The sequence below is a fragment of the Streptomyces sp. NPDC043878 genome, from assembly GCF_056435735.1.
Genome location: NZ_JBWKDW010000002.1, coordinates 256,875 through 278,327 on the forward strand (window position 1 = coordinate 256,875; position 21,453 = coordinate 278,327).

The 21,453-nt window shown below is 69.4% G+C and carries 17 protein-coding genes and 2 tRNA genes; 12 read left to right on the forward strand and 7 right to left on the reverse strand.

Features of this window, described 5'->3' with window-relative positions:
- Nucleotides 1-6 precede the first annotated feature (6 nt).
- The 4 genes from yidC to rpmH are packed head-to-tail and all read right to left on the reverse strand — an operon-like array spanning nt 7 to nt 2,174.
- Nucleotides 7-1,290 carry a membrane protein insertase YidC gene (yidC, locus tag AC07AZ_RS04880; RefSeq protein WP_478843848.1) on the reverse strand — a complete coding sequence of 428 codons (1,284 nt, stop codon included), beginning with the start codon at nt 1,288-1,290 and terminating at the stop codon, nt 7-9.
- A 3-nt stretch (nt 1,291-1,293) separates the two neighbouring features.
- Nucleotides 1,294-1,647: a membrane protein insertion efficiency factor YidD gene (yidD, locus tag AC07AZ_RS04885; RefSeq protein ID WP_478843850.1), complete on the reverse strand. Its 354-nt coding sequence runs from the start codon at nt 1,645-1,647 to the stop codon at nt 1,294-1,296.
- Nucleotides 1,644-2,015, reverse strand: a complete 372-nt coding sequence (rnpA, locus tag AC07AZ_RS04890) for a ribonuclease P protein component (protein WP_478843852.1) — start codon at nt 2,013-2,015, stop codon at nt 1,644-1,646. Before rnpA ends, yidD begins: the two co-directional genes overlap by 4 nt.
- Nucleotides 2,016-2,036: 21 nt before the next feature.
- Nucleotides 2,037-2,174 carry a 50S ribosomal protein L34 gene (gene rpmH, locus AC07AZ_RS04895; protein ID WP_006381191.1) on the reverse strand — a complete coding sequence of 46 codons (138 nt, stop codon included), beginning with the start codon at nt 2,172-2,174 and terminating at the stop codon, nt 2,037-2,039.
- A gap of 374 nt (nt 2,175-2,548) precedes the next feature.
- Here rpmH and dnaA point away from each other — a divergent pair, with 374 nt between their 5' ends.
- The 9 genes from dnaA (at nt 2,549) to AC07AZ_RS04940 (ending at nt 15,366) form a co-directional block, all read left to right on the forward strand.
- On the forward strand, nt 2,549-4,567 hold the full coding sequence (gene dnaA / locus AC07AZ_RS04900) for a chromosomal replication initiator protein DnaA (protein WP_478843854.1): 2,019 nt from the start codon (nt 2,549-2,551) through the stop codon (nt 4,565-4,567).
- Between the two features lie 857 nt (nt 4,568-5,424).
- Complete coding sequence (dnaN, locus tag AC07AZ_RS04905; protein ID WP_478844171.1) at nt 5,425-6,555, forward strand: DNA polymerase III subunit beta; 1,131 nt, start codon at nt 5,425-5,427, stop codon at nt 6,553-6,555.
- A gap of 139 nt (nt 6,556-6,694) precedes the next feature.
- Entirely contained in the window at nt 6,695-7,570 is an 876-nt protein-coding gene (gene gnd / locus AC07AZ_RS04910; RefSeq protein ID WP_478843856.1) for a phosphogluconate dehydrogenase (NAD(+)-dependent, decarboxylating), read from the forward strand.
- Nucleotides 7,571-7,622: 52 nt separating this feature from the next.
- Nucleotides 7,623-8,744, forward strand: coding sequence for a DNA replication/repair protein RecF (gene recF, locus AC07AZ_RS04915; RefSeq protein WP_478843858.1), 1,122 nt, complete (start codon nt 7,623-7,625; stop codon nt 8,742-8,744).
- The gene (locus AC07AZ_RS04920; protein WP_478843860.1) at nt 8,741-9,280 is read left to right on the forward strand and encodes a DciA family protein; all 540 of its coding nucleotides are present in this window, start codon (nt 8,741-8,743) and stop codon (nt 9,278-9,280) included. The genes recF and AC07AZ_RS04920 overlap by 4 nt, the downstream gene beginning before the upstream one ends.
- A gap of 363 nt (nt 9,281-9,643) precedes the next feature.
- The gene (gyrB, locus tag AC07AZ_RS04925; protein ID WP_478843862.1) at nt 9,644-11,728 is read left to right on the forward strand and encodes a DNA topoisomerase (ATP-hydrolyzing) subunit B; all 2,085 of its coding nucleotides are present in this window, start codon (nt 9,644-9,646) and stop codon (nt 11,726-11,728) included.
- Nucleotides 11,729-11,770: 42 nt separating this feature from the next.
- Nucleotides 11,771-14,365, forward strand: coding sequence for a DNA gyrase subunit A (gene gyrA / locus AC07AZ_RS04930; protein ID WP_478843864.1), 2,595 nt, complete (start codon nt 11,771-11,773; stop codon nt 14,363-14,365).
- Nucleotides 14,366-14,383: 18 nt separating this feature from the next.
- On the forward strand, nt 14,384-15,166 hold the full coding sequence (locus AC07AZ_RS04935; protein WP_478843866.1) for a DUF3566 domain-containing protein: 783 nt from the start codon (nt 14,384-14,386) through the stop codon (nt 15,164-15,166).
- Between the two features lie 123 nt (nt 15,167-15,289).
- Nucleotides 15,290-15,366: transfer RNA gene (locus AC07AZ_RS04940), tRNA-Ile, on the forward strand.
- Nucleotides 15,367-15,770: 404 nt separating this feature from the next.
- On the opposite strand, the gene AC07AZ_RS04945 is transcribed toward AC07AZ_RS04940, so the two are convergent.
- Nucleotides 15,771-16,130 (reverse strand): DUF6344 domain-containing protein, encoded by a 360-nt coding sequence (locus tag AC07AZ_RS04945; protein ID WP_478843868.1) that lies wholly within the window; start codon nt 16,128-16,130, stop codon nt 15,771-15,773.
- Between the two features lie 337 nt (nt 16,131-16,467).
- Here AC07AZ_RS04945 and AC07AZ_RS04950 point away from each other — a divergent pair, with 337 nt between their 5' ends.
- Together AC07AZ_RS04950 and AC07AZ_RS04955 are read left to right on the forward strand one after the other, a co-directional pair.
- Nucleotides 16,468-16,596, forward strand: a complete 129-nt coding sequence (locus AC07AZ_RS04950; protein ID WP_003999697.1) for a DLW-39 family protein — start codon at nt 16,468-16,470, stop codon at nt 16,594-16,596.
- Between the two features lie 187 nt (nt 16,597-16,783).
- On the forward strand, nt 16,784-18,238 hold the full coding sequence (locus tag AC07AZ_RS04955) for a hypothetical protein (RefSeq protein ID WP_478843871.1): 1,455 nt from the start codon (nt 16,784-16,786) through the stop codon (nt 18,236-18,238).
- Nucleotides 18,239-18,308: 70 nt separating this feature from the next.
- Here the strand turns inward: AC07AZ_RS04955 and AC07AZ_RS04960 are convergent, their stop codons facing one another.
- On the reverse strand, nt 18,309-19,985 hold the full coding sequence (locus AC07AZ_RS04960; protein WP_478843873.1) for a serine/threonine-protein kinase: 1,677 nt from the start codon (nt 19,983-19,985) through the stop codon (nt 18,309-18,311).
- Between the two features lie 192 nt (nt 19,986-20,177).
- Nucleotides 20,178-20,726 (reverse strand): helix-turn-helix domain-containing protein, encoded by a 549-nt coding sequence (locus AC07AZ_RS04965; protein ID WP_478843875.1) that lies wholly within the window; start codon nt 20,724-20,726, stop codon nt 20,178-20,180.
- Nucleotides 20,727-20,907: 181 nt separating this feature from the next.
- On the opposite strand from AC07AZ_RS04965, the gene AC07AZ_RS04970 reads away from it, so the two are divergent.
- Nucleotides 20,908-20,980 (forward strand) — tRNA-Ala (locus tag AC07AZ_RS04970).
- The last annotated feature ends 473 nt before the right edge of the window (nt 20,981-21,453 follow it).

Consider the following 21,453-nt stretch of genomic DNA (forward strand, 5'->3'; position numbering starts at 1 on the left):
TCCTTCTTACTTCTTGGACGGGGACTTGGGCCGCTGCGGGCCCTTGCGCTGTCCGGACTGGGCCTTGCTGCGGGTTCCGGCACCGGGCTTCGACTCGGCCTTGCCGCCGGCGGCGCCCGGCTTGGCGTCCTGTGGCTCGGCGGACTTGGACAGCGACGTCTTCGGCTCCGGCTCTCCGGCGGCCTTCACGGGGCCGGACTGGCGCTGGGACTTGCTCTGCCGCTTCGGCTGCTGACGCCTGGGGGTGGCCGCCGTGGTGGTGGTCGTCGTACCGTCCTCGGCCTGGGTGACCACCGAGCCGTCGCCCTTCACCACGGTGCCGTCGGGCTGGGCCGTGAGGCCCGCCTTGTTGAGGCCGTTGATGAACTTGCGCTCGTGCTCGTTGCGGTCACGGCCCTTGACGACGATCGCCTTGACGATGGTGCGCTCGCGGCGGTTGCGGGTCTTGCCGTGGTTCGTGACGTGCTTGTACAGGCGCTCCAGGTACGCGGCCTGAGCCTTGGAACCCGGGGTCGGGTTGTTGTGGATCACGTACATCTGCTGGCCCATGGTCCACACGTTGGTGGTCATCCAGTAGACGAGGACACCGACCGGGAAGTTGATACCGAAGACGGCGAACATGACGGGGAAGACGTACATCAGCATCTTCTGCTGCTGCATGAACGGCGTCTTCACCGTGGTGTCGACGTTCTTCGTCATCAGCTGGCGCTGCGTGTAGAACTGCGACGCCGACATCAGGACGATCATGATCGCGGTGACGACCCGCACATCGGTGATCGTGGCGCCGAGCGCCTCCACCTTCGCGGAGCTGTCGGTGAACTTCGCGGCCAGCGGCGCGCCGAAGATGTGCGCCTTCTGCGCGCTCGTCAGCAGGCTCTGGTTGATCACGCCGATGGTGTCACCGGACGCGATGCCGTTGAGCACGTGGTACAGGGCGAAGAAGAACGGCGACTGCGCCAGGATGGGAAGGCACGAGGAGAGCGGGTTGGTACCCGTCTCCTTGTACAGCTTCATCATCTCTTCCGACTGGCGCTGCTTGTCGTTCTTGTAGCGCTCCTGGATCTTCTTCATCTCGGGCTGCAGCGTCTGCATCGCCCGGGTCGCCTTGATCTGCTTCACGAACAGCGGGATCAGGCAGATACGGATCAGAATCACCAGGGACACGATCGACAGGCCCCAGGCCCAACCGGTGTCAGGCCCAAAGATGGACCCGTACACCGTGTGGAACTGGACGATGACCCAGGAGACAGGTGTCGTGATGAAGCTGAAAAGGCTGGCAATCGTGTCCACTAATCATGCTCCTTGGGCATGGGACGGAGTCTCTGCGGCCGGGCTCGAAGGACTCAGCCCCTCGGTGGCCGGTTCGGCGGCGAAGGGCCCGCCCTTGCGTGCGCGCCACGCGTCACCCAGCATTTCGTGCCATCGCGGGCGCTTGCGCGGCGGAACATGGTCCACACCGCCAGGCGACCACGGATTGCACCGCAGGATGCGCCAGGCCGTGAGTGCCGTTCCCTTGATCGCACCATGCCGGTCGATGGCCTGGTAGCCGTAGTGGGAACACGACGGGTAGTACTTGCACACCGGCCCGAGCAACGGGCTGATGATCCACTGATACACCTTGATCAGCGCCAGCAGTGGGTACTTCATCGCGCGCCCCCTCCCAGCAGCCGCTCCAGAGCGGCATCCAGGTCTTGGGCCAGTTGTGCATGATCGGCGTCGCCCGCACCGGGCAGCGCTCGTACGACTACCAGGCTACCGGGGGGCAGCAGGGCGATTCGGTCGCGCATCAGATGACGAAGCCTGCGCTTCACCTTGTTGCGCACGACCGCACCGCCCACGGCCTTGCTCACGACGAAACCCGCACGCACCGGGGGAGCGCTCTCCCCAGGCGCGTGCGGGTCCTTGGCACCGCTACGAAGATGGACGACGAGGGTCGGGCGGCCTGCCCGACGACCCCGTCGTACCGCGGTCGCGAAGTCTTCGCGCCGCCTCAGCCGATGCTCGGTAGGCAGCACGACGTCATGACCTGATCGGGATCAGGCGGACAGGCTGGCGCGACCCTTGCCACGACGGTTCGCGAGAATCGCGCGGCCGGCACGGGTACGCATCCGCAGGCGGAAGCCGTGGGTCTTGGCGCGACGACGGTTGTTCGGCTGGAAGGTGCGCTTGCTCACTCGGGGGCTCCAGAAATCAATCGGTGGTGGCGGGGTGCCGTCCTGGCTGTCACCGTGCGCCCACGAGTAGCTCGTATCACGCCCGAGTGCACCGCTTCCCGATCACCTGAAGCGATCTGTGCCCATCGGAGGCAGGCGGCAGCAGCCATCGACAACTCGACCTGGTTACGGTACGCGGGGCTACGCCATCCGGTCAAACCAACGGTCACCGGGAGACACTGTCCACAGCCTGGGGACAACAACTTGAACCGTACCCGTCGCCCTGACTACCGTGACTGGACTCCGACTCGATCCCTAGTCCCTCACCCACCCGATTTACATCCCGACCCGTCCCTGGATCACACCTTCGAGGGACCCGTGAGAGAGCGTGCCCTGTGGCTGACGTGCCTGCCGATCTTGCCGCAGTGTGGCCACGAGTACTGGAACAGCTCCTCGGTGAGAGCCGCGGACAGGGGGTCGAGGGCAAGGACGAGCACTGGATCCGGCGCTGCCAGCCCCTCGCCCTGGTCGCCGACACGGCCCTGCTCGCCGTACCCAACGAGTTCGCCAAGGGCGTCCTCGAGGGCCGGCTCGCGCCGATCGTCAGCGAGACCCTGAGCCGCGAGTGCGGCCGCCCGATCCGCATCGCGATCACCGTCGACGACTCCGCGGGCGAATCCCCCTCCCCGCCGGCACCGCCGGCCCGCCCCCGGTACGAGGAACCGGAACTGCCCTCCGGCCAGGGGCGCGAGACCTACGAGGGGGGCTACGGCCGCCACCGCGCCGACGACCGCGCACCCGGCCGCGGCGAACAGCACCCCGGCACGCCGAGCGACCAGCTGCCCCACACGCGTCAGGACCAGCTCCCCACCGCCCGCCCCGCCTACCCCTCGGAGTACCAGCGCCCCGAGCCCGGCTCCTGGCCGCGCCCGGCCCAGGACGAGTACAGCTGGCAGCAACAGCGCCTGGGCTTCCCCGACCGGGACCCCTACGCCTCCCCGTCCCAGGACGGGTACGGCGGCTCGGGGCAGGACTCGTACGGCTCCTCCGGACAGGACTCGTACAACGCGCCGTCTCAGGACTACCGCCCGCAGTCGATGGAGCGCCCGCCGTACGACAACCAGCGCCCCGACTACGACAACCAGCGGCCGGAGTACGAACCGCAGCGCCCGGACTACGAGTCGCAGCGGCCCGAGTACGAGCAGCCGCGGCCCGACTACGGCCAGCGTTCCGACTACGACCAGCGCGCCCCGCGGCGCGACCGGCACGAGTCCGGCTCCGGGCACGTCCACCGCGGCGGCCCGGTCGGCTCGCCCTCCTCCAGCGGCGCCCCCGGACCACTGGCCGCGAAGCCCGCACCGGCCACCGGCCCGGGCGAGCCGACCGCGCGCCTGAACCCGAAGTACCTCTTCGACACCTTCGTCATCGGCGCCTCCAACCGCTTCGCCCACGCGGCCGCGGTCGCCGTCGCCGAGGCACCCGCCAAGGCATACAACCCGCTCTTCATCTACGGGGAGTCGGGGCTCGGCAAGACGCACCTGCTGCACGCGATCGGGCACTACGCGCGCAGCCTCTATCCCGGCACGCGCGTGCGGTACGTGAGTTCCGAGGAGTTCACCAACGAGTTCATCAACTCCATCCGCGACGGCAAGGGCGACAGCTTCCGCAAGCGCTACCGCGAGATGGACATCCTGCTCGTGGACGACATCCAGTTCCTCGCGGACAAGGAGTCGACGCAGGAGGAGTTCTTCCACACCTTCAACACGCTCCACAACGCCAACAAGCAGATCGTGCTGTCCTCCGACCGGCCGCCCAAGCAGCTGGTCACCCTTGAGGACCGGCTGCGGAACCGTTTCGAGTGGGGCCTGATCACCGACGTCCAGCCGCCCGAGCTGGAGACGCGGATCGCGATCCTGCGCAAGAAGGCGGTGCAGGAGCAGCTCAACGCCCCGCCGGAGGTGCTGGAGTTCATCGCCTCCAGGATCTCGCGCAACATCCGCGAGCTGGAGGGCGCGCTGATCCGGGTGACGGCGTTCGCGTCGCTCAACCGGCAGCCGGTGGACCTCGGCCTCACCGAGATCGTCCTCAAGGACCTCATCCCGGGCGGTGAGGACTCCGCCCCCGAGATCACCTCGACGGCCATCATGGGCGCCACCGCGGACTACTTCGGGCTGACCGTCGAGGACCTGTGCGGCACCTCGCGCGGCCGGGCCCTGGTGACGGCCCGCCAGATCGCCATGTACCTGTGCCGCGAGCTGACGGACCTCTCGCTGCCGAAGATCGGCGCGCTGTTCGGCGGCCGGGACCACACCACGGTCATGCACGCCGACCGCAAGATCCGCAATCTGATGGCCGAGCGGCGCTCCATCTACAACCAGGTCACCGAGCTCACCAACCGCATCAAGAACGGTTGAGGACGACCCCAGCACGTCGCCGAGGGCGCCGCCGGGAGGAGATCCCGGCGGCGCCCTTCGTCGTGTGCGCCCTTCCGGTGTTCGAATACCGGCGGGGTTACGGCCTTCCTCCACAGATTCGGCGACTTTCTCCCGTCCACACCCTGGGGACCGCGGAGTTGTCCAGATCGTGTCCACAGGCCCGGCGGCCCGGGAACTGTCGTGCCAGGTCAGGTGGTTGTGGATTCGTGGACGAAGGATCTCCACAGGCTGTGGACAACGCGGTGATCCACAGCCTGTGCACCGAGTTGTCCACGGGAAACCCACAGGCCGAGGCGGGTTGTCCCCAGCGATCAGGGGCTTCTCCACAGCACTGTCCACTGTTCGGCAACCCGGAGCGCCTCCTCACCATGTCGAGTGAAAGGCGTCACACGAAGGTGCCGGGTTGGCCTGTGGGAAAGACGGGTAAAGCTGGGGACGACGCTGGGGAGAACTCGCCTCTGCCTGTGCACGGAGTGTGCAGAACTTTTCTTTCTCCACAGACACCCCCGGTTGTCCACCGCCTCCGCCCACAGGGCCAGTGGATAAAATTTGGCACCTGACCTGCGAAAACGCGGTTATCCACGGTATCCACAGCCCCTACTACTACTGACAACTGGAGAGAGTGAGAAAGTCGCTTCGAAGGGGGTCCTGTGCACAACTCGCTGTCCGGCCCCCGACTGCCCCTCGTCACGACTTGACCCCGAGAGGCACCTACTGTCAGTGCGGTGCGTCAGACTGTTCACGGTGTCCTTCCCACCGCTGGGACCGACGACACCGAGACAGACGACGAAGCCAGGCAGGGCGAGAAGCGCCGGCAACAGCAGGAGGCGGCAACAGTGAAGATCCGGGTGGAACGCGACGTACTCGCGGAGGCAGTCGCCTGGGCGGCCCGCAGCCTCCCGGCCCGTCCGCCGGCGCCTGTCCTCGCCGGCCTTCTGCTGAAGGCCGAGAACGGCCAGCTGAGCCTGTCCAGCTTCGACTACGAGGTCTCGGCGCGGGTGTCGGTGGAGACGGAGGTCGAGGAGGAGGGCACGGTGCTCGTCTCCGGCCGCCTGCTCGCGGACATCTGCCGCGCCCTGCCCAATCGCCCGGTGGAGATCTCCACAGACGGTGTACGCGCGACGGTGGTCTGCGGCTCCTCGCGGTTCACCCTCCACACCCTGCCCGTGGAGGAGTACCCGGCCCTGCCGCAGATGCCGAACGCGACCGGCACCGTTCCCGGTGAGGTCTTCGCGTCCGCGGCCGCCCAGGTGGCCATCGCCGCCGGCCGCGACGACACGCTGCCGGTGCTCACCGGTGTGCGTATCGAGATCGAGGGCGACACGGTCACGCTGGCGTCCACCGACCGCTACCGCTTCGCGGTCCGCGAGTTCCTGTGGAAGCCGGAGAACCCGGACGCGTCCGCGGTGGCCCTGGTGCCCGCCAAGACGCTCCTGGACACCGCCAAGGCCCTCACGAGCGGCGACAGCGTGATCCTGGCGCTGTCCGGTTCGGGTGCGGGCGAGGGCCTGATCGGCTTCGAGGGTGCGGGCCGGCGCACCACCACGCGGCTGCTGGAGGGCGACCTCCCGAAGTACCGGACCCTGTTCCCGACGGAGTTCAACTCCATCGCCGTGATCGAGACCGCCCCCTTCGTGGAGGCCGTCAAGCGGGTGGCGCTGGTCGCCGAGCGCAACACCCCGGTGCGGCTCAGCTTCGAGCAGGGGGTGCTGATCCTGGAGGCCGGTTCCAGCGACGACGCACAGGCTGTGGAGAGGGTCGACGCCCAGCTGGAGGGCGACGACATCTCGATCGCCTTCAACCCGACGTTCCTGCTGGACGGCCTGAGCGCCATCGACTCCCCGGTGGCCCAGCTGTCGTTCACGACGTCCACGAAGCCCGCGCTGCTGAGCGGCAGGCCGGCCCTGGACGCGGAGCCGGACGAGTCCTACAAGTACCTGATCATGCCGGTCCGTCTCAGCGGCTGACCGGTTCCGTCGGAGAACCCGCAGGTCGGGGCGTACGCATGAGCGCGTATGCCCACAGATGTGCGCGAGCGTCCGGGTTTAGGGTCGGACGTAGGTACGAAAGTGCCGTAACGCCACGTCGCACACCTAAGGAACACTGATGGAGCTCGGTCTCGTCGGCCTCGGCAAGATGGGCGGCAACATGCGTGAGCGGATCCGCCGCGCAGGCCACACCGTGATCGGATACGACCGCAACCCTGACCTCGCCGACGTCCACAGTCTGGAAGAGCTGGTGGGGAAACTGCACGGCCCGCGGGTCGTGTGGGTGATGGTCCCGGCCGGAGCCGCGACCCAGTCCACCGTCGACGAACTCGCGGAGCTGCTGGAGCCCGGAGACGTCGTCGTGGACGGCGGGAACTCCCGCTGGACGGACGACGAGAAGCACGCCGGGGAACTGGCGGCCAAGGGCATAGGTTTCGTCGACTGCGGTGTCTCCGGCGGCGTCTGGGGCCTGCAGAACGGCTACGCGCTCATGTACGGCGGTGACGCGGAGCACGTCGCCAAGGTGCAGCCGGTCTTCGACGCGCTCAAGCCGGAGGGCGACTCCGGCGCGGTGCACGCGGGCCGGGTCGGCGCGGGCCACTTCGCGAAGATGGTCCACAACGGCATCGAGTACGCGATGATGCAGGCCTATGCCGAGGGCTGGGAACTCCTGGAGAAGGTCGACTCCGTGACCGACGTCCGGGAGGTGTTCCGCTCCTGGCAGGAGGGCACCGTGATCCGGTCCTGGCTGCTGGACCTCGCGGTCAACGCGCTGGACGAGGACGAGCACCTGGACCGGCTGCGGGGCTTCGCCCAGGACTCCGGCGAGGGCCGCTGGACCGTGGAGGCCGCGATCGACAACGCGGTGCCGCTGCCGGCGATCACCGCGTCGCTGTTCGCGCGGTTCTCCTCCCGGCAGGAGGACTCGCCCCAGATGAAGATGATCGCGGCGCTGCGCAACCAGTTCGGCGGCCACGCGGTCGAGAAGAAGTAGTCCACAGGACCGCCCGGCGGTCCACAACCCTGGGGGAGGTCGGCGAACGATCATGCACGTCACGCATCTGTCGCTGGCCGACTTCCGCTCCTACGCCCGGGTCGAGGTCCCGCTCGATCCGGGCGTCACCGCGTTCGTCGGTCCCAACGGGCAGGGCAAGACGAACCTGGTCGAGGCGGTCGGCTATCTCGCGACCCTCGGCAGTCACCGGGTCTCCACCGACGCCCCGCTGGTGCGCATGGGCGCCGACCGGGCGGTGATCCGGGCGCAGGTCCGCCAGGGCGAGCGGCAGCAGCTGGTCGAGCTGGAGCTCAACCCGGGCAAGGCGAACCGGGCCCGCATCAACAGATCGTCGCAGGTCAGACCGCGGGACGTGCTCGGTATCGTACGGACTGCCCTGTTCGCGCCCGAGGACCTCGCGCTGGTCAAGGGCGACCCCGGTGAGCGGCGGCGTTTCCTCGACGAACTGATCACCGCGCGCTCGCCGCGCATGGCCGGGGTCCGGTCGGACTACGACCGGGTCCTCAGGCAGCGCAACACGCTGTTGAAGACGGCGGCGCTGGCCCGCCGGCACGGCGGGCGTTCCATGGACCTGTCCACCCTCGACGTGTGGGACCAGCATCTCGCGCGCGTGGGCGCGGAGCTGCTCGCGCAGCGTCTCGACCTGATCGCCGCGATCCAGCCGCTGGCCGACAAGGCGTACGAGCAGCTGGCGCCGGGCGGGGGGCCCGTGGCGCTGGAGTACAAGCCGTCCGCGCCGGGCGAGGCGCACACGCGCGAGGACCTCTACGGGCAGCTGATGGCCGCACTCGCCGAGGCCCGCAAGCAGGAGATCGAGCGGGGTGTGACCCTGGTGGGGCCGCACCGGGACGAACTGCTGTTGAAGCTGGGTCAGTTGCCGGCGAAGGGGTACGCGTCGCACGGCGAGTCCTGGTCCTACGCGCTGGCGCTGCGGCTGGCGTCGTACGACCTGCTGCGGGCCGAGGGGAACGAGCCGGTGCTCGTTCTCGACGACGTGTTCGCGGAGCTGGACACGCGTCGCCGGGAGCGGCTGGCGGAGCTGGTCGCGCCGGGTGAGCAGGTCCTGGTGACGGCCGCGGTCGACGACGACGTACCGCATGTGCTGGCCGGGGCGCGGTACGCGGTGGCCGGCGGGACGGTGGAGCGCGCATGAGTGACGGCAAGGGCGAGGCGGCCCCGAAGAAGACCCCGGAGCCCTCCGGGGTGGACCTCGCGCGCGTGGCGCTGCGGGCGGCCAAGGAGCAGGCACGCGCGCGCGGGGACGCGGCCCAGCAGAAGAGGCAGGCGCGGCGCGGGGGGCTGCGCTCAGGCGCGCGCGCCGACGGGCGCGACCCCATGGCGCTGGGCGCCGCGATCAACCGTCTGATCACGGAGCGCGGCTGGGAGGCGCCGGCCGCGGTGGGCGGGGTGATGGGGCGCTGGCCGCAGATCGTCGGCGAGGACCTCGCCAAGCACTGCGAGCCGGAGAAGTACGACGAGGACGAGCGAGTGCTGGTCGTGCGCTGCGACTCCACGGCGTGGGCGACGAACCTGCGGCTGCTCGCGCCGCAGCTCGTGGCCCGGCTGAACGAGGACCTCGGGCACGGCACGGTGAAGCTGATCAAGGTGCACGGTCCCGCCGGCCCCGTCCGTCGCTACGGCCCGCTGCGTGCCCCTGGGAGCACGGGACCCGGTGACACCTACGGGTGAGGTACGTCACGTCCGAGGGCTGATCGTGGCGCTGTCCGAGGTCCCGGCGAGCAACCGCACGCGGTTGCGAATGCCGACCTGACTCCCAAGTAGCCATGGGTTGACACCCGGAAGCGCTGAGTGCCTCCGTGAGCCTCTTTGAGCCCCGTTCCGTATATGGGGACCCGGCGGAGACCGGTTCAGGGCGGCACATGGGGACTCAGGTACCGGCAAACCCCCATCACTGTCAGCGCTACCGGTAGACTGGAAGCCGATCCCGCCCCGAACGTGGGGACCGCCCGGGAGAAGCTGAGCAACGCTGATCAAGGCTTACCAACGCAACATGCCGCAGCCGCTCCGGCAACCCGCCGACGAGCCTGGCTGGTGCTGTGCCAGAAAGGGCGCTTCGTGGCCGATTCCGGCAACCCCAACGAGAACATCCCGTCCACCGACGCCGGCGTGAAGAACGAGGCCACCACCTCGAACGGCGAGGTCACCGCCTCGTACGACGCCAGTGCCATCACCGTCCTCGAGGGTCTGGACGCGGTCCGCAAGCGACCCGGTATGTACATCGGCTCGACCGGTGAGCGTGGACTTCACCACCTCGTGTACGAGGTGGTCGACAACTCCGTCGACGAGGCGCTGGCCGGTCACGCGGACACCATCGACGTGACGATCCTCGCCGACGGCGGCGTGCGTGTGGTCGACAACGGCCGCGGTATCCCGGTGGGCATCGTCCCGTCCGAGGGCAAGCCGGCCGTCGAGGTCGTGCTGACCGTGCTGCACGCGGGCGGCAAGTTCGGCGGCGGCGGGTACGCCGTCTCCGGCGGTCTGCACGGCGTGGGTGTCTCCGTCGTGAACGCGCTGTCCACGAAGGTGGCCGTCGAGATCAGGACGGAGGGCCACCGCTGGACGCAGGACTACAAGCTGGGCGTCCCCACGGCCCCGCTGGCGCAGCACGAGGCCACCGACGAGACCGGTACGTCGGTCACCTTCTGGGCCGACGGCGACATCTTCGAGACCACCGACTACTCCTTCGAGACGCTCTCGCGGCGTTTCCAGGAGATGGCGTTCCTCAACAAGGGTTTGACGATCAAACTCACTGACGAGCGCGAGTCGGCGAAGGCCACGGCCGGGGCCGACGAGGCGGGTGCGGACGAGAAGGCCGAGGTCAAGACGGTCACGTACCACTACGAGGGCGGCATCGTCGACTTCGTGAAGTACCTCAACTCCCGCAAGGGCGACGTCGTCCACGAGACGGTGATCGACATCGAGGCCGAGGACCGGGAGCGCATGCTCTCCCTCGAGGTCGCGATGCAGTGGAACAGCGGTTACAGCGAGGGCGTGTACTCCTTCGCCAACACCATCCACACCCACGAGGGCGGCACCCACGAAGAGGGCTTCCGCGCGGCGCTCACCGGTCTCATCAACCGGTACGCGCGCGACAAGAAGCTGCTGCGCGAGAAGGACGACAACCTCACGGGCGACGACATCCGCGAGGGTCTGACCGCGATCATCTCGATCAAGCTCGGTGAGCCGCAGTTCGAGGGCCAGACCAAGACCAAGCTGGGCAACACCGAGGCGAAGACCTTCGTGCAGAAGGTCGTCCACGAGCACATCAGCGACTGGCTGGACCGCAACCCCAACGAGGCCGCGGACATCATCCGCAAGTCGATCCAGGCGGCCACCGCGCGCGTGGCGGCCCGCAAGGCGCGTGACCTGACCCGCCGCAAGGGACTGCTGGAGTCGGCGTCCCTGCCGGGCAAGCTGTCCGACTGCCAGTCGAACGACCCCACCAAGTGCGAGATCTTCATCGTCGAGGGTGACTCCGCCGGCGGTTCGGCCAAGTCGGGCCGCAACCCGCAGTACCAGGCGATCCTCCCGATCCGAGGCAAGATCCTCAACGTCGAGAAGGCGCGGATCGACAAGATCCTGCAGAACCAGGAGATCCAGGCGCTGATCTCCGCGTTCGGCACCGGGGTCCACGAGGACTTCGACATTCAGAAGCTCCGCTATCACAAGATCATCCTGATGGCGGACGCCGACGTCGACGGCCAGCACATCAACACCCTGCTGCTCACCTTCCTGTTCCGCTTCATGCGGCCGCTGGTCGAGGCCGGGCACGTCTTCCTGTCGCGCCCCCCGCTGTACAAGATCAAGTGGGGCCGGGACGACTTCGAGTACGCGTACTCCGACCGTGAGCGCGACGCGCTGATCGAACTCGGCCGGCAGAACGGCAAGCGCATCCGTGACGACTCGGTCCAGCGCTTCAAGGGTCTCGGCGAGATGAACGCCGAGGAGCTGCGCATCACCACGATGGACCAGGAGCACCGCGTGCTCGGCCAGGTCACGCTGGACGACGCGGCCCAGGCCGACGACCTCTTCTCGGTCCTCATGGGCGAGGACGTCGAGGCGCGCCGCGCCTTCATCCAGCGCAACGCCAAGGACGTCCGCTTCCTCGACATCTGAGTCGGTCTCAGCTGACCGCCGCAGAAAGGATCCTCACCAGCAATGGCCGACGAGAACACCCCCAGCACGCCCGAAGAGGGCGGCGAGATCGTCCTGCGTGTCGAGCCCGTCGGGCTCGAGACGGAGATGCAGCGCTCCTACCTCGACTACGCGATGTCCGTCATCGTCTCCCGCGCCCTGCCCGACGTGCGGGACGGCCTCAAGCCGGTTCACCGCCGCGTCCTGTACGCCATGTACGACGGCGGCTACCGGCCCGAGAAGGGCTTCTACAAGTGCGCCCGCGTCGTCGGCGACGTCATGGGCAACTACCACCCGCACGGCGACTCCTCGATCTACGACGCGCTGGTGCGCCTCGCGCAGCCGTGGTCGATGCGCATGCCGCTGGTGGACTCCAACGGCAACTTCGGCTCTCCCGGCAACGACCCGGCGGCCGCCATGCGGTACACCGAGTGCAAGATGATGCCGCAGTCCATGGAGATGGTCCGCGACATCGACGAGGAGACCGTCGACTTCACGGACAACTACGACGGCCGCTCCCAGGAGCCGACCGTCCTGCCCGCCCGTTTCCCGAACCTGCTGATCAACGGCTCGGCGGGCATCGCGGTCGGCATGGCCACCAACATCCCGCCGCACAACCTGCGCGAGGTGGCGGCCGGCGCCCAGTGGTACCTGGAGAACCCCGAGGCTTCTCACGAGGAGCTGCTCGACGCCCTGATCGAGCGCATCAAGGGCCCCGACTTCCCGAGCGGCGCCCTGGTGGTGGGCCGTAAGGGCATCGAGGAGGCGTACCGCACGGGCCGTGGCTCCATCACGATGCGCGCGGTCGTCGAGGTCGAGGAGATCCAGAACCGCCAGTGCCTGGTGGTCACCGAGCTCCCCTACCAGGTCAACCCCGACAACCTGGCGCAGAAGATCGCCGACCTGGTGAAGGACGGCAAGGTCGGCGGCATCGCCGACGTCCGCGACGAGACGTCCTCCCGCACGGGCCAGCGCCTGGTCATCGTCCTGAAGCGGGACGCGGTCGCCAAGGTCGTCCTGAACAACCTCTACAAGCACACCGACCTGCAGACGAACTTCGGCGCCAACATGCTGGCGCTGGTCGACGGCGTGCCCCGCACCCTGTCCCTGGACGCGTTCATCCGGCACTGGGTGACGCACCAGATCGAGGTCATCGTCCGCCGTACGAAGTTCCGGCTGCGCAAGGCCGAGGAGCGGGCGCACATCCTGCGCGGCCTTCTGAAGGCCCTGGACGCCATCGACGAGGTCATCGCGCTGATCCGGCGCAGCGACACCGTCGAGATCGCGCGTGAGGGCCTCATGGGCCTCCTGGAGATCGACGAGATCCAGGCCAACGCCATCCTCGAGATGCAGCTGCGCCGACTGGCCGCCCTGGAGCGCCAGAAGATCATCCAGGAGCACGACGAGCTCCAGGCGAAGATCCGCGAGTACAACGCGATCCTGGCCTCGCCGGTGCGCCAGCGCGGCATCATCAGCGAGGAACTCGCCGCGATCGTCGAGAAGTTCGGCGACGACCGCCGCTCCAAGCTGGTGCCCTTCGACGGCGACATGTCCATGGAGGACCTGATCGCCGAAGAGGACATCGTCGTCACCATCACGCGCGGTGGCTACATCAAGCGCACCAAGACGGAGGACTACCGCTCGCAGAAGCGGGGCGGCAAGGGCGTCCGCGGGACGAAGCTGAAGCAGGACGACATCGTCGACCACTTCTTCGTGACGACGACGCACAACTGGCTGCTGTTCTTCACCAACAAGGGCCGCGTCTACCGCGCGAAGGCGTACGAGCTGCCGGACGCCGGCCGGGACGCGCGCGGCCAGCACGTCGCGAACCTGCTGGCCTTCCAGCCGGACGAGGCGATCGCCGAGATCCTCGCGATCCGCGACTACGAGGCCGTGCCGTACCTGGTCCTGGCCACCAAGGGCGGTCTGGTCAAGAAGACGCCTCTGAAGGATTACGATTCGCCGCGTTCCGGTGGCGTCATCGCGATCAATCTCCGTGAGACGGAGGACGGTTCCGACGACGAACTGATCGGAGCCGAACTCGTCTCGGCCGATGACGATCTGCTGCTGATCAGCAAGAAGGCCCAGTCGATCAGGTTCACCGCCACGGACGAAACCCTGCGACCGATGGGCCGCGCCACCTCGGGCGTCAAGGGCATGAGTTTCCGTGAGGGCGACGAGCTGCTCTCGATGAATGTTGTTCGACCCGGTACGTTCGTGTTCACTGCCACAGACGGCGGGTACGCGAAGCGGACCGCCGTCGACGAGTACCGCGTCCAGGGTCGCGGCGGCCTCGGCATCAAGGCTGCCAAGATCGTGGAGGACCGCGGCTCTCTCGTCGGCGCGCTGGTGGTCGAGGAGACCGACGAGATCCTCGCCATCACGCTGTCCGGCGGTGTGATTCGTACGCGAGTCAACGAGATCAGGGAGACGGGCCGTGACACCATGGGCGTCCAACTGATCAACCTGGGCAAGCGCGATGCCGTGGTCGGCGTCGCTCGTAACGCCGAGGCGGGACGCGAGGCGGAAGAGGTCGAGGGTGACGACGCCGTCGCCGAGACCGCCGAGGATGCCACGACCACCGGCACGGATGAGGGTGACGCGCCCTCGGCCGAGTAGCACGAGGAGTGAGTCAGCGTGAGCGGAGCCACGGGCGCCGGATCGACCGGTACGAACACGGGCGGCGGTGGCCGTGGCTCCGCCGCGAACGCGACAGACCCGCACACGACCAACCTTCAAGCGATCAAGTCACCCGCGACCGACTCGCGCTCGCCCGACACGCATGATTCCCAGGGGGGAACTGTGACGGACACCCGAGGTCCGCAGACCCAGCAGTACGCCGCTGGCGCGGGCCAGGCCCCGGCCGCTGCGGGCGCCCAGCCGCACCAGCCACCGGTCCAGGCGCAGGCCCCGAAGGCTCCCTCCCCGCTGCCGGGCGAACGCCAGCCGCAGCAGCCCGCCGGCCCCTACCACCCGCCGCAGGCCTACCCGTCCGACGGTCCGGCAGGCGCCGTACGCCGTCCGCGCACCGGCGCGCGCACCGTGCCCCGCACCCGCAAGGCCCGCCTGCGCGTGGCCAAGGCCGACCCGTGGTCGGTGATGAAGGTCAGCTTCCTGCTGTCCATCGCCCTGGGCATCTGCACGATCGTCGCGGCCGCCGTGCTGTGGATGGTCATGGACGCGATGGGCGTCTTCTCGACCGTCGGCGGCACGATCTCCGAGGCGACCGGCTCCAACGAGTCGAACGGCTTCGACCTGCAGTCCTTCCTGTCTCTTTCGAACGTCCTGATCTTCACGACGATCATCGCGGTCATCGACGTCGTCCTCGCGACCGCCCTCGCGACGCTGGGCGCGTTCATCTACAACCTCTCCGCCGGCTTTGTCGGCGGCGTCGAGCTGACGCTCGCCGAGGACGAGTGACTTGGCTTCGGCGGTCGTTCCAAACCCCCGCCGAAGCCCCCGTCACAACCGATTTTGGGACTGCCCATGTCGTGCGCTAATCTTCAGGAGTCAGCGCGCGGGACACACACCGCACAGCGCGGCGGGGCTATAGCTCAGTTGGTTAGAGCGCATCCCTGATAAGGATGAGGCCACAGGTTCAAATCCTGTTAGCCCCACCAGCGAGAAGGCCCCCGGTCCATCAGGACCGGGGGCCTTCGCCGTATGCCAGCGCTTTCGCGGCGGCCTCCGCACACGGCGGCCTCCGCACACGATGGCTTCGCACACGGCGGCTTCGCACACACCGGTCCTCGCAATGGCGTACGGGAACACAAGACCCCCGGCCGGTGGGCCGGGGGTCTTCGTCGGTTCTTTCTCAGGTCTTCTTCGAGAGCGTTGTACGCAAGTTCGCCGTTCCGTCATGGACGTGAGGAAGAAGGGGCTGATGCGCTGCCGCTACGAGCGAGAGGTGCGGGGAGCGGTGCGGCGGGGTGAGCGGTGACGCGAGGTACGTGGTGGAGCGTGATGAGCGGTGACGCGCGTCGGGGCCTGGTGCCGGCGCCCGGTGCGGGCTGCCGCGCGGTGTTCAGCGCTGGAGCGGGGCGGGGGGCGCGTCCGGGGCGTCGGGGGAGACGCACGGGGTGTCCGCCGTCGCGGTCAGGTCCGCGTCCGCCGACGGGCGGTGGCGACAGCTGGGGGACTTGCCATGGGCCTCGGCGTGGATGCGCTGCTTCATCGTGGGGGGCAGGGACCTGGCCAAGGACCACGCCCACAGGGCCGACGCCGTCGTCGTCTGTGCGGTCGTGGTGCTGCCGCTGTTGCGCGCGGCCTCGGCCTGCGGTACGGCCGCGGCGGCTGTCGTCGTGACGAGTCCGAGCGCCGTGAACAGCGCGAGGAAGGCGGTGACGATGGCGGTCCACAGCTTCATGACCTTGTTCTGGGCCATGGCCCCTCACTTTCGGGTCGGGCGATTTGCGTACTTTCCTCATGATGTGTATGTGGGCCGGGAAGTGGTGGACCGACGCCCGTGGCGCGTCGATCTTCGGATGAACACCACCCGGATGGCCGCAAAGGCGTCGGAAGAGTAGAAATGAGGAGGAATCGTGCCGTAATCACCGTGTGTGCGGATGTGATCACCCTCTGATCGGAGCGACATCATCCGCTTCTATTGCGGTACCCGGAGCGGTAGTTGAGGGGCCCGCGCAGGTCACCGATCGGTCTCGGCCGGTGTGTATAGTCGGGCGCCATAAGTCCCCCACGTCAAGGAAAGACGAGGTCGCACGGTGAAGAAGCTTCTCCTGGTCGCACTGGCCGCCATCGGCGGGCTCCTCGTGTACCGCCAGATCCAGGCGGATCGCGCCGAGCAGGATCTGTGGACGGAGGCGACTGACTCCGTGCCCACGGGTTCGTGAGGATCGACAACCGATTCTGACCAGACCCCGGCCGTCTCTCACGGTCGGGGTTTCGTGTTGCCGGGCCCCCTCACGCACCCGTGCGGAACCGGGGCCGCCTCGGGGCGCAGGAGACGGGGGCCGTCGACCCGGGTGTTTCGGACGCTCGTACGGATTGCGCGGATGACGCGCGGCACGGCGGGGCAGGATGGGCCACGGTCCCGCGATCCGCGCGGACGACGAGGGGTGGCGCATGATGGGGCGGCGTACGGCGTGGTGGCGCGCGAGAGTGTCGTACGGCCGTTCCCCGGCGCCCGCCCCCGCCTCCGTGCCGCCGTCTGAGACCCTGCCCGCACGCGCGCACACCCGCGTGGCCGTCGTGGGTGTCGTCCTGTGCGCGGCGGTGGCGATGCCGCCCGGGGTGCCCGCGGCGGCGGACGGCACCGCCGGCCCGGACTCCGGGCCCAGTTCCAGCCCCGGCGCCGGTCGCTACGCCTTTGCCGCGGGCGCCCGGCCCGTCGCGGCCAGGACCAGCACCACGGACGCCGAACGTCTCACGCCCGGCACGTCGTACGAGAGCTCCCTCCCGGCCACCGGCAAGGTCTACTACCGCCTCGAACTCGACGCCACGTCGAACGCCTACGTCGCCGCCACCGCCATCCCGCCCGCCGGTACGGCCGTCACGGCGGGCGACGGCATCCGGGTCTCGGTCCAGGACGCCGACGGCAACTCCTGCTCCTTCGACAGTGCCACCGTCGGCGCGAGCCGCAGCCCGCACCCCGTCACCGCCGTCGGCACCCGCGAGACCAGGGCCACGCGCGTCCTGTGCCAGGCGGCCGGCACGTACTACATGGTCGTCGAGCGCGTCACCGGCACGGACGCCTCCCCGGACACCTGGGACCTCGAACTCTCCCCCGTCCTGGAGCCCCGCCTGCGGCAGACCGCCGCCACCAGCGCCCCCGACGCCTGGGACTCGGCCTCGGCGGAGCCCCTCCCCGGCGATCCACGGCGCTGCCGGGGCGGCCTGGGGTTCGCCTCCGCCACGCCCCTCACGCAGGGAGTGTGGCGCGATGACATACGGCCCGGACAGACCCTCTTCTACGAGGTGCCGCTCGACTGGGGCCGGCAGCTGTACGCCACCGTCGAACTGGGCAACTCCAGCGGCGGCAAGGGCTTCGTGCCCGGCGCCCTCAACCTGTCGCTCCACAACCCGGTGCGCGCCGAGATCGAGAACACCGGCGTCACCTACGACGGCAGCCAGAAGTCGGCCACCCTGCAACCCGTCCCGCCGGTCGCCTACCCCAACCGCTACGCCGTCGCCGACCGCGTGAACGCCATGAGGTTCGCCGGGTCGTACTACCTCGTCGTGAACCTGGCCGCGCAGGTCGCCGACCGGTTCGGCGACGCACCCGTCGGACTGACCCTGCGCGTACGGATCAAGGGCGGGGCACGGGGTGGCCCGGGCTACGACGGACCCGCCGAGCCGGCCGGCGTCTTCGGGGACACGGCATGGAACGGACGGGCGGTGTCGGGGAACGGGACCGCGGGCGGGAACGCCACGATGCGGCTCGTCGCCACGGGCGGCATCGGCGGCGGCACCGTACTGCTGGTGGCGCTCGGAGCGTGGACGGCGCTGGCGCGTCGGAGATCCGGCGAGCGGTAGCCGTGGCCGCCGCTCGCCACACGCCGAGGTCGCGCCTCGCCGTGCGGGGAAAAGCAGCGGGTACCGCCCGTCAGACGCGGGTCAGCGCCCAGAAACCCACCGCGTAGCAGGCCAGCGCGAGCAGCAGCAGCGGGACCACGACCTTGGCGGGCGGACCGGCCCGGCGCGCGGCCCGGCGGGCCCGACGGCCGGCCCGGTGACGCGGCTGCGCGTGCCCCTGCGTGAACGCCGGGACCTTCGGGACCTCAGCGGTGTACGAAGCGGTGGAGGCGTCCTCGCGCCGATCCCGGTCCGGCGCCGGCACCGCGGCAGCGGGGGGCGCCGCCGGACGGGGTGCGTGAGACGGAGCGGAGGGCAGGTCGTACGTCGGGTCGTCGGGGGAGAAGTGCTGCTGTGCGCCCTGGCGTTGCCCGGGAGGCAGCGGCCGGCTCTCCGCCCGCGGGTTCGCGTGCGGCGTCGGTACGGCGGACACCTGGGAGGAGACGGTCGCCTGAGGCGGCGGCAGCTGGAAGCTGCCGGTGTCCGACATCCCGAGCGGCTGCGCGGGCGCGGATGGCTCCGCACGGGAGACCCGGGGAACGCGGGAGTCCTGGACGTCCGGAGCCGGCCGATACCCCCCACGCCGCCGTGGATCACGCGATACGGCACCCGGATCCCGCGACAGGCCCGCAGGATCCCGCGCTACGGCACCCGGATCCCGCGACAGGGCCCCCTCGCCCGAGCCCGACGCCACGGAACCGGTGGCAGGGCCGCCGCCCGGGGCGCCGGTGTCCTCGCGGGCGGTCCCGGCAGGACCCACCGACCCCGACGACACGTCGTCCCCCGACAGGTGACCTCCCGGCCCCACCCGCACCCCGCGTCCGGGCCTGGCCGGTCCGTCCGGGCCGAACCCCGCCGGAAGCGGGCCGAGTTGGTCGAAGATCTCGATTAGCTCGTCGTCCGGGCCGGTCTCGGGCAGGAGCTCGACGGCCGAGCCGAGCGCCTTGCGGGCCCCCGTCGCCGTCCGGAACCGCGCCTGCGGATCGGGCTGGAGCAGCGACGCCACCACCTGCCACAGCGGCTCCGGGATGCCCTTCGGCGCGCTCGGAGTGCCGTGCGCCGTGAAGTACTGGATGATCGCCTTGGCGTCCGGCTTGGCGCCCTCCAGCAGATACAGGGCGACCAGCCCCACCGCGAACAGATCGGCCGGGAAGTCCGGTTCGGCGCCCATCATCTGCTCGGGCGCGAGATACCCCGGCGTCCCCACCACGAGGTTCGTCTCCGTCAGCCGCGGCTCACCCAGCCGCATCGCGATGCCGAAGTCCGACAGCCGCAGCCGCGGCCGGCCGATGCCCGTGGCCTCCAGCAGCACGTTGGCGGGCTTGACGTCCCGGTGCACCACACCTTCGGCGTGCACCGCCCCCAGCCCCGAGAGGAGTTGGTCGAGCAGCGTGCACACGAACCCCGGGGGCAGGGGACCGTAGTCCCCGATGAGATGGACCAGCGAACCCCCGCCGACCAGATCCATCGTGAAGAGGACCTTGTCGTCGTCGGCGGCCCAGCTGGCGGGCGCCAGCACATGGGGATGGTCGATCCGCAGCGCCTGCTCGCGGACGAACCGCAACAGCGAGTGGGCGTCGCTCTGCTGGAGAACCTTCGCCGCCACGTAACGGCGGCGCCGGTGGTCCCAGGCACGCCAGACGGCGCCGACTCCGCCGCGTCCGATCGGGTCGGCCAGTTCGTACCGGCCGGCAAAGACCTCACCCATGGATGTGCGCCGCCCCTCCCCCTTCGGTTACCCCCCTTGCTTCCCCCCGGACGAGCGGTCCGACCCTCCCGCGCACCTTCTCGTGCGGGACACACCCCCGCGTGTCCCGCACCTGACAGGTACGGGCCTCTCACCCTCCGCCGCTGCCGCCGGCCCGGCTGCCGAACCCCCTTCGGCGACCGGGCCGCCCGCTCAGTTCTGGTGGGACTGGTAGTGCGCGACCGCGTCGGAGGTACGACCCGCTCCGTACACCCGGAGGAACTCTGCCAGTTCCGGGTGGGCCGGGGCGAGGGTGTCGGCCGCGTCGATGATGTCCCCGGCCGCCGCCACCGACCGCAGCAGCGACTGGATCTCACGGACCACCCGCTTGACCGTGGGAGCACCCGAACTGCTCGTCGTCTGCGTCGTGTTGCTCAGCACCGAGCCCCCCTGGGACTTCTTGATCTCATCCATGCGTTCGGTCGCCTCGGCCGCGCTGACGCTGCCGTCCGCGACCTGCCCCGCCAGGTCCTGAAGCAGCTGCACCCGCTGCACCACGGCGGGATTGCCGATCTTCGCCCGCTGACCGCTCATCAGCTGCGACAGCATCGGCGCGGACAGTCCCAGCACCCCCGCGAGGCGGGCCTGGTTGAGCCCGAGATCATCTATGAGCTTGCGGAAGAGCGCCCCCAGCGGCTCCCCGTACCAGTTCCGCTGCAGTTCCCGCGCTCTTGCGGTCGCTTCCTGCTGTGCGGCGTCCATTGCGTCTCCCCATCGCTTCCCCAAGTACTGTGGTTCGCTGTAGCGAACCACGCCGAGCATCTTACGGAGCGTGGTCGTTCACCGGGACCCCTAATCTTTTTGCGAGATACCCGGGGTGACCCGGTACTCTGGTCTGCGGCGCCCGACGGTGTGTGGTTCACCGGTCGGACGCGCCGCTTCCGGGGCCTTAGCTCAGTTGGTAGAGCGCTGTCTTTGCATGGCAGATGTCAGGGGTTCGACTCCCCTAGGCTCCACACATCACCGGCCGGACGCCCTCACGGGCCTCCGGCCGGTTTTTGCTTTCCACCCCTTCGAAGTGACGTGCGTCACGCCCGGTGCGGGCCGCGTTCCGCTTGATCGCGAAATTTGCGCAAACAGTCCGGGTGAACAAGGGGCCGCAGGCCGACGGCGTGGACGTCCACGGAGCGGGTGACGCGATCGCCGCGGCGACCGCGTCCCCTGTGAGCTGGCCTCATGGTCGACGGTCACTGGCGCGTCGCACAGCGTGAAGGGCGCCTCCGCCCGGCCGGCGCGCTCACCTCGTTGCAAACGTCATCGAGAACGCCGGCCGTAAACACGCCGTCCCCTCACCGCCCGGCGACCCAGCTTCGGTTCCACGTGAAACATGGCTGTGGGGGGGGGGGGGGGGGGGGGGGGGGGGGGAAGGGGGGTGGGGGGGGGGGGGGGGGGGGGGGGGGGGGGGGGGGGGGGGGAAGGGGGGGGGGGG